The sequence below is a fragment of the Pollutimonas nitritireducens genome (assembly GCF_002849615.1).
GTDB lineage: Bacteria > Pseudomonadota > Gammaproteobacteria > Burkholderiales > Burkholderiaceae_B > Pollutimonas > Pollutimonas nitritireducens.
This window is the reverse complement of sequence record NZ_PDNV01000023.1, coordinates 1-7053: the sequence shown is the minus strand read 5'-3', so window position 1 is coordinate 7053 and position 7053 is coordinate 1. Positions and strand designations below refer to the sequence as shown.

Here is a 7053-nt window from a genome sequence, read left to right as displayed (position 1 = left end):
TTTTTTTTTGGCCGTTCACCGCAAAAGACCGTGACTCATAGGCGCTTGGTTTTCCCGCGCTCGCCAAAGCGCCTTTCATCGGCCGAGAACCGGCCCCGGCCATCGCGCCGCCGCAGTACAAAGCACATCCGTCTGGCCCGCGCTGCGGGCCAGACATCCCCAATCCTGGCAAAATACTTCTGATCCCACCCCCACGAGGCCCACGATGAAAAAATCCCGCGATAGTGCATCTGGCCAGGTCGATGAAAAACACTTGGGCGAGTCACTGGCGACCCCATCGGCCAAGGCCGTCCAGGCCATGAAAAGGCTGCGCGAAGCGGGCGGCGTGGTCGGCTATGACGAACAAGGGCGCTTGGTGCGTACCCTGCCCGGTGGCGGCATCGAGGTCATTGAAAACTGAAACCGGGCAAAAGAAAGGGGTAAGTCCCCATCTGGAACGCGCCCAAAAGCCGCACAAGCGATTTTTTTGACACAGAGCACCAATTCCGCCACTACAGCATTTAAAACGCGCCTGGGGCGTTCTGGAAGGTTTGAACCCCATCTTCCCTCTTTGCGCGGTTGTCTCTTGGCGAAGCCCCTGGGCCGTAGTAAGCCGCTGTCCACTGCCAAACCGTTTTTTGCAGCCGTCGATGACCAACTGTCCGTGTCGCGGGTAGCGACCTGGTGCTTGTCCGTTATCAGGGGCCTGCCTTTCCCCGCCCGAAGGGTGGGGACTCTTGTCATACCTTTCTATGTGCGCCGCTTTTGGGCAAGAAACCAGGGGTTATGCACAGCGGCCCCGATTAAATAATTATTAAAAGAATATTAGGGGTTTTTGCCACTTTGGTCGAAAGCCGCACCAGTGCTGGGCTTGGCCTGTGGGTAAGTCGGCATGACCCTGTGTCAAAACCCGTGCCCACCTGTGTCAAAACCCGTGCCCACCTGTGTCAAAACCCGTGCCCACCTGTGTCAAAACCCGTGCCCACCTGTGTGAAAACCCGTGTCCAGCGTGTGTCAAAACACGCGCCTTAAATCGGGGCTTTTTTTAGTCCTGCACTCGTTTTAGAACGATTGCGTCTAGTCGGCGCACTGGCCTTGTTGATGTGCTTTATCTGGCTCAAAGAGGGCTTGTTTTCAATGCGTACAAGATCATCCCATGAGATTTCCCAGTCCTTGATAGCCCCTACCTCGACCAGTTCAGCCAGGGCGTTTTTAAGCATCCGACGAAACTCCCAAAGGGCCTTTGTCGTGCTGCCGCACAAGGTTTTAAGCGTCTCCACCTTGTAAGGGAGGGGGGCAGCGTGAGTTGCATAAAAGCCATGCAGCCATTTGGCTAAGCTGTTGTTGCCAAGTGCGGCTCGTTGCTCCCAATTGATATGAGAATAGCCGCCCTCATAGAGGGAGAGCATCTTCGTGCTGAACACCACAACGTAACGCTGAGTTTCTTCATCACGGTAGTATTCACTCACCAGAGAGCCGCCGAAAGTTTTTCCATTTTTCGTCCAGGTCACTTCAACGGTACCGCTTTGTAGCCGGGCTATTTCTTCCTTTAGCTGTTCATGGTCTTTGCCACCGGTCTTGCGACCAAGGGCTTTAAGGAAGGCATGGGCATGGAAAGCAACCTGATTACCGAGCGGCTGGAGCCGCGCCAGGTGCAAGAGCATTTCCCATACGTCCAGGTCGGTTTGATTGAACCGGATGCCCATAAAACGAACCTCGATGCCGTCTACAGCGGCCAGCAGTTCCCGTTTTTTAAATGCTTCGCGGGTTTTGCTGACAGTGAAGAGAGAGCCGCGCAGCACGGCGTTAGGCACGCCCCGCACGGAATCCGGCCACAGCGCTAACGACATTTGAGGCGAAGGCACAGCCGGTGTTTTTCGCGCCTTCTTGATCGCCTGCTTTTCAATCGCTTTGAGCCGGTCAACCGGGCTAGGCTTGCTGCTGGTATCCTTCATTTCAGCCATATTCGACTCTCCTGTAGTCGGTTGTGGTTAGGCGCTCGTCGGGGCTGCTATCCCCGGCTTGCGCCGCCTCGTGAATACTACACCTGCTCCGCTGGGGGCCACTGCTGCGCGGCATGCAGCACGCGCAGGATCTCGATCCTGGCCAGCCTCGGCCGAATCTGGTAGACCACCACCAGCGACGTGCGGCTGATCACCAGCTCGCGGGTGCCGCGCCGCCGCCCAGTGCGGCCCAGCTCGGGGAACTGCTCAAGCTGACGAACCTGATCGCGCAAACGTACCGCCACAGTGCGTGCGGCCTGGGCACTGTCCTCAGCAATGTAGACAAGCTGCGCATTACGTGTGTTGATGGCCTGGGGCAACCACTCGACTTTCAATTTGTGCCCCGGCCCTTACCCTCAGCCTCCAGCCTGGTCAGCAGCTTTTCCATGCTGGCCTCTGCATCTTCGTTGCTGATCCACTGCGTGGCTGGATCGTCGGCCTCCTTGATGCCGGCGTCCACCTGGGCGCGAAACCACGCATCATGGGCAGCCGCTTCATGAGCGCGTTTCATCCGTGCGGCCGCATCGGGGCGCCCTGGCCGGTGCACGTCGGCGCTGCTGTGGTGCGTGGCGTCCACGCCGTCGATCCGTACGATGGATAGATCCTTGCGCAGATATTCCGTGAGCGTGTCCAGGCTGCGCCAAGTACGCGGCTTGTCCGTCTTCTGCCCGCCCAGGGGCTTTTCCAGCATGCCGGTCTTGAGCATGACGCTCCAGCCGCCTGGCTGGCCGATGATGGAAACGCCCCGAATGGTGCCTGCCTCAGCCATGCGCCGCGCCGTGGCCGTGTCGATGGTTTGATTCATGGTAGAAAGTCCTCCCGAGACTTGGCGAAAATTACCTATTGATATTTTCACATTTATTAGGTGTACTTCCAAGCCCTTTTTACTGCCGATCCTGCCAGCGTGACATAACGTCTGTTATGCCACTACTTCCCAGCCTTGATGCGCTGCATTTCCAGCCGGTGCGGGTCATCCAGGTCGCTGCTCACCATCAACGCATCGCGCAGGGCAATTTCGGCGCTGCCGTACTGACGGCCCCGGAAAGAGCCGCTGCCTTCGGTGCCAGTGTCCTGCACAGCCTTGCCGCTGGCATCGAGCACACGCCATTCGTACCAGGCGTTGTCAGGATCGCCGTAAACCTCGATGGTCTGATCGCTGTACGGGGCCGGGATACGGTACAGAATCGTCGTTTGGTCGCTCATCGCTCGGGGCTCCTACTTTTGGAAAATGTCGCCCTCCAGGGCGCGGAAAATTGCCAGGTTGATGACGGCGGCGCGGGCCTGGCCGGTGCGCTTAGCGACCTCATCGACCTTGCGCAGCAGCTCGGGGGCAATCGTGAGCGAGATTTGCCGCTTGTGGCCCTTGGCAATGCCCTTCTCGTAGGTGCTGGCCGCTACCGCTTCGGCATTGAGCTGGGCGTCGGGCGCACCTTGAATAAAGGCATCCTGCGCGGCTAGCGTAGATTTGGGTTTACGTTGTATTGACATGTCAATAAATCCCATTAGGCAATTTTTTGAATATTAAAAAGCGATTCCATTAACTGGTCTATTTCGGCAATCGCCTTGTGATCTTTCGGAGCCAGTTCGCCCACGGCCAGGCCAGCGCCACCGGCGTTACTGAACGCCTTGCGCCGCCGGATAGGGGTAGGCAGGTAGTCGAATTGAGACACCTCGGCCACCGCCGCCGCCGCCTCGCTGTTGTCGGTCGAGTGTTCGCCAGGGTCGGCCTGATTCAGCACGGCATAGCATCGAAGGCCGTCGCGCATGCTACGGGCCTCATCCACCAGACCGGCCATGTCATCGAGCGCCCACACGTCATAGGAACGCGGCGCGAAAGGCACCAACAGCACATCGGACAGGATCAAGGCGGCACGCAAGGCGGTGGAATCTCGCCCGCCCGCATCGATGATGATGTCCTGCCACTTGTCACGCTGCTGCTGCACTTGGCTGCGAAGCAGCGAGCCATCGGCATATTGAGCGCAGGCAATGCCCGGCTGGCGATCGCTCTCGGCTCGGGCCGCTATCGCCGCCGCTGCCGTGCCCTGCCTGTCGCCATCAATCAGCCAGACTTCACGCCCGGCCAAGGCGCGGGCAATGGCAATCTGAACCGCAAGCGTCGTTTTGCCCACGCCGCCCTTGGTGTTGCCTACTGTAATGATCACGTTAGAACCTTAAAAGGATATTAAAAACAATTCTTATAATACCATTTAAATAGCGATTTGAACACGGCGAGCGCCCATAAAAAAACCAGCCCGAACAGACTGGTTTGTGCTGCTGGCCGGAGAAAAACCGGCTGCATGCTGCGGCTATATCGTCAAACGAACCTTACGACGTTGGATGCGCCTCCGCTTGGCGGGATGTGGGCAGGAATCCGCCACGGCATCCCGCTGATGGGTAGTGTCCAGGACATCCCCGGCAACATGGGCAATAACAGACCACTCCGTGATCGCCAGTAGCAGCGGCACGACGATAACGATCAATATCGGCGCAGCAACCATGACTGCCACGACAACCAGCAGGATGCCCCCGTAGTAGAGGCGCAGCCTCCATTCCTGACTCAATCGCAAGGCCCTTTGCCTTCCGGGTTCCATCGCTGCTGTGACCAGTCGCAGCCCAAAAAAAGCATCACGCCAGGCAGGACGTAGAAAAACGTCAGGGCGACCAAGAGAAAGCCCAACAGATCGGGCGGCGGCACCAGGAACATCAGCGCCAGAAAGACGGCCAGCGGCATGCTCCAGGCCGCCACCCCGCCCAATGGAAATTTCACACTCTTCTTCATTCGTCCTCCTTATTGCCCTGCCCCCGCCTGTCACAACTCCGGTTCAGCCAGTCGCTGATCTGGCCCGCGTACACGGCCAACAGCACCGGGACGGTCAACAAACCGAGTATGGCAAAAAACCTTAGATCCCCCTCTGACATCGCCTACCCTCCTGGTTTATCTTTTGCCAATGCCCGCACATAGGGCAAAAACGTCGGCAGCGGCGGCAACGGATCATTCGCGGGCCGCAGCCTCACCCACTCACGCCGCAGCAGGCCGTACAGGTTCCCGACCTGGCGGCGGGCGAGGCGAAACCCCGGCACCCGTGAAAGATCGGCAATGAGCTTTTCCACCATTTTGGGGTCACGCCGCTCAGGAGGCAAGGCGCACACCGTGCGAATGCGTTTTTCCCAATACTGATAGGTGGGCTTCACCATGCGCCAGGACCAGCGCAATCCGTCGTGAACCAGCTCGTAGCCATCCAGCGCTAGACGATGCCGGGGATCTGTGATCGAGGTCAATTTTTCCCGTTCAGTCACCCGGCCGATGCCGTCAGAGACCATCAGGACGATCCAGTACCGGGGCTGTTCCGGGCGCTCTGGCCGCTCATAGCACCAGGCCGAGGTGGTGGCCTCCCCGGCCTTCCGACGCCGCGTTTTGGTAGCCGCGGGCAGCGCCGTGTCGTAGGCGGCGGCGAACTTTTTCAGCAGCCGTTCGGCATGCTCGCGGGTATCGGTTTCGATCACAGCGTAGCGCGTTGCAGCCCCTCGGGCGGCAGCGTGCTGCAGGCGTTGCATGAGGTAGGTTTTACGATCTGTCAGCATAGATGAATGCAACTTCATAAAAATACTTCATTGTAGATATGTGCATTCTAAGACGATATTAAAAACTAAGTCGGTACATGATAAATAAAGATTCCTGCATATCGCGATTTTTTGCGATATGCTACCCGCGACAACGCTAGATCCTCGCGGGCCAGCCACCCCCGACACACACGCCAGTCGTGCTGTCTCGGGGTACGCCAACCCCCGAGCAACAACACGCTGTCACCTGCCCCATCGGTCGCCAACCGATGGGGTCAGTAACCGCCGTAGCCGGATGCATCTAACCATGCTCGTCCGGCTGCGAAGGGCGCTGAGCGGGGGAACCCCGCTCTTCGACCCAATCCGTATCAGGCGCAATGCGCAAAGCGCAAAGCCCCATGAGCAATGCACCTTGCGCATTGCGCCAAGTCGGAGATTGGGCGACCAGGAAACGGGCTCGCGCAGGAAATGGCGCGATGTCCCTGGCAGATGGGAAAAGCCGGTATCCAGTCCGGCCCACGGGGCTTATCGAAAGAGGGCGACGTGTGCGACAGACGAGGGCTTAGGGTCGTGGCAACACGATCAGGCCATCAGCAGAAATGCGAGATGGTCGGCACCTCCAGAAATGGGGGGTCGATGGACAGCTCAACCGTCTAAATGCGCCGTAAGGGCGCTATGTCGAGCAGTGCAAAGGCAGTGCCGCACCAAAGGTGCGGTAAGCGAGAAGCGATGAAGCGAACGACCAGTACCTGATCCGTTTTGGAATCTTGGGACAGGGAAACCCTCAGAGCATCGAGGGGTAGGGTCTTAGACCTAGAAATATGTCGTTTAGCCGAGCTTGCTGTCGTTGTGCTGTGCAGTACCCGCTGTCTAACTGGGGAAGGTCTGGCCGGGCAATGCGGTGTGGCAACCGTGTTGAGGCACCTGATCAGACTGGGAGCGGCTTGAGTAGCCACAGATGGGCGTAAGCCTGTCGAGTGGGAGCCTCCATGCACACTCGCTGCGTGTGTGGAAGGTCGAAAGAGCTAGGCGGTAAATGGGTGACGGCGCGACCGAAGTCGCGCCATCGTGTGTGTTGTTGTCAAAAACAGGGCTTGGCAGCCCGCATCTAGCAAGGAGAATTTGATCCCCCCGGCGCGTTGGCGCGTGTCGGACAAGGGTTCTACGAAGGAAATTTTTTGTTGTGCTTTGTACCGACCTCCCAAGGTCTGTACGGTCAGAGGATCTGCGCGTCCACGGATGCGCCGAGCTGTGCCCTAGGCACTGGCGGCAGTGTGTACTCCTGCGGCCCACTGATAGCAGTACCAAGCCCTGGATCATGTCCAGGCATTCAAAACGCACCTTGTGTGTTTTGAGCCCCCTTCCCGTTTTTCGGCTTGGGGGTTTTTTTTTGGCCGTTCACCGCAAAAGACCGTGACTCATAGGCGCTTGGTTTTCCCGCGCTCGCCAAAGCGCCTTTCATCGGCCGAGAACCGGCCCCGGCCATCGCGCCGCCGCAGTACAAAGCACA

General features: G+C 58.5%; 12 protein-coding genes. 1 reads left to right on the top strand and 11 read right to left on the bottom strand.

Annotated elements, in window-relative coordinates:
* Positions 1-205: 205 nt before the first annotated feature.
* A complete protein-coding gene (locus tag CR155_RS20395; RefSeq protein ID WP_102071893.1) occupies positions 206-400 on the top strand; it encodes a hypothetical protein in 195 nt (64 codons plus the stop codon).
* 607 nt (positions 401-1007) lie between these two features.
* Here CR155_RS20395 and trfA read toward each other — a convergent pair.
* The 11 genes from trfA to CR155_RS21190 all read right to left on the bottom strand — a co-directional run.
* Complete coding sequence (gene trfA, locus CR155_RS20390; protein ID WP_102071892.1) at positions 1008-1943, bottom strand: plasmid replication initiator TrfA; 936 nt, start codon at positions 1941-1943, stop codon at positions 1008-1010.
* 77 nt (positions 1944-2020) lie between these two features.
* Positions 2021-2317, bottom strand: coding sequence for a type II toxin-antitoxin system RelE/ParE family toxin (locus CR155_RS20385; RefSeq protein WP_102071891.1), 297 nt, complete (start codon positions 2315-2317; stop codon positions 2021-2023).
* Positions 2314-2787 (bottom strand): hypothetical protein, encoded by a 474-nt coding sequence (locus CR155_RS20380; protein WP_102071890.1) that lies wholly within the window; start codon positions 2785-2787, stop codon positions 2314-2316. The genes CR155_RS20385 and CR155_RS20380 overlap by 4 nt, the downstream gene beginning before the upstream one ends.
* A 122-nt stretch (positions 2788-2909) precedes the next feature.
* Complete coding sequence (locus CR155_RS20375) at positions 2910-3185, bottom strand: hypothetical protein (RefSeq protein ID WP_102071889.1); 276 nt, start codon at positions 3183-3185, stop codon at positions 2910-2912.
* 12 nt (positions 3186-3197) lie between these two features.
* Complete coding sequence (locus CR155_RS20370) at positions 3198-3470, bottom strand: CopG family transcriptional regulator (protein ID WP_102071894.1); 273 nt, start codon at positions 3468-3470, stop codon at positions 3198-3200.
* A gap of 14 nt (positions 3471-3484) precedes the next feature.
* A complete protein-coding gene (locus CR155_RS20365) occupies positions 3485-4144 on the bottom strand; it encodes an AAA family ATPase (protein WP_102071888.1) in 660 nt (219 codons plus the stop codon).
* 144 nt (positions 4145-4288) lie between these two features.
* Positions 4289-4549 carry a hypothetical protein gene (locus CR155_RS20360; protein ID WP_143705227.1) on the bottom strand — a complete coding sequence of 87 codons (261 nt, stop codon included), beginning with the start codon at positions 4547-4549 and terminating at the stop codon, positions 4289-4291.
* Positions 4540-4761: a hypothetical protein gene (locus CR155_RS20355; protein WP_102071886.1), complete on the bottom strand. Its 222-nt coding sequence runs from the start codon at positions 4759-4761 to the stop codon at positions 4540-4542. Before CR155_RS20355 ends, CR155_RS20360 begins: the two co-directional genes overlap by 10 nt.
* Positions 4758-4901, bottom strand: a complete 144-nt coding sequence (locus CR155_RS20850) for a hypothetical protein (RefSeq protein WP_158238311.1) — start codon at positions 4899-4901, stop codon at positions 4758-4760. Before CR155_RS20850 ends, CR155_RS20355 begins: the two co-directional genes overlap by 4 nt.
* Before the next feature lie 3 nt (positions 4902-4904).
* Positions 4905-5582: a hypothetical protein gene (locus CR155_RS20350; RefSeq protein ID WP_102071885.1), complete on the bottom strand. Its 678-nt coding sequence runs from the start codon at positions 5580-5582 to the stop codon at positions 4905-4907.
* A 1291-nt stretch (positions 5583-6873) separates the two neighbouring features.
* On the bottom strand, positions 6874-7053 hold a 180-nt coding region (locus tag CR155_RS21190; protein ID WP_233214437.1), incomplete at its 5' end, for a hypothetical protein.

Coding starts and splice junctions, on each gene's coding strand:
- CR155_RS20375 (WP_102071889.1), bottom strand. CDS start 3,185: ATGAGCGACCAAACGACGATTCTGTACCGTATCCCGGCCCCGTACAGC.
- CR155_RS20350 (WP_102071885.1), bottom strand. CDS start 5,582: ATGAAGTTGCATTCATCTATGCTGACAGATCGTAAAACCTACCTCATG.
- CR155_RS20380 (WP_102071890.1), bottom strand. CDS start 2,787: ATGAATCAAACCATCGACACGGCCACGGCGCGGCGCATGGCTGAGGCA.
- CR155_RS20370 (WP_102071894.1), bottom strand. CDS start 3,470: ATGTCAATACAACGTAAACCCAAATCTACGCTAGCCGCGCAGGATGCC.
- CR155_RS20395 (WP_102071893.1), top strand. CDS start 206: ATGAAAAAATCCCGCGATAGTGCATCTGGCCAGGTCGATGAAAAACAC.
- CR155_RS20355 (WP_102071886.1), bottom strand. CDS start 4,761: ATGAAGAAGAGTGTGAAATTTCCATTGGGCGGGGTGGCGGCCTGGAGC.
- CR155_RS20850 (WP_158238311.1), bottom strand. CDS start 4,901: ATGTCAGAGGGGGATCTAAGGTTTTTTGCCATACTCGGTTTGTTGACC.
- trfA (WP_102071892.1), bottom strand. CDS start 1,943: ATGGCTGAAATGAAGGATACCAGCAGCAAGCCTAGCCCGGTTGACCGG.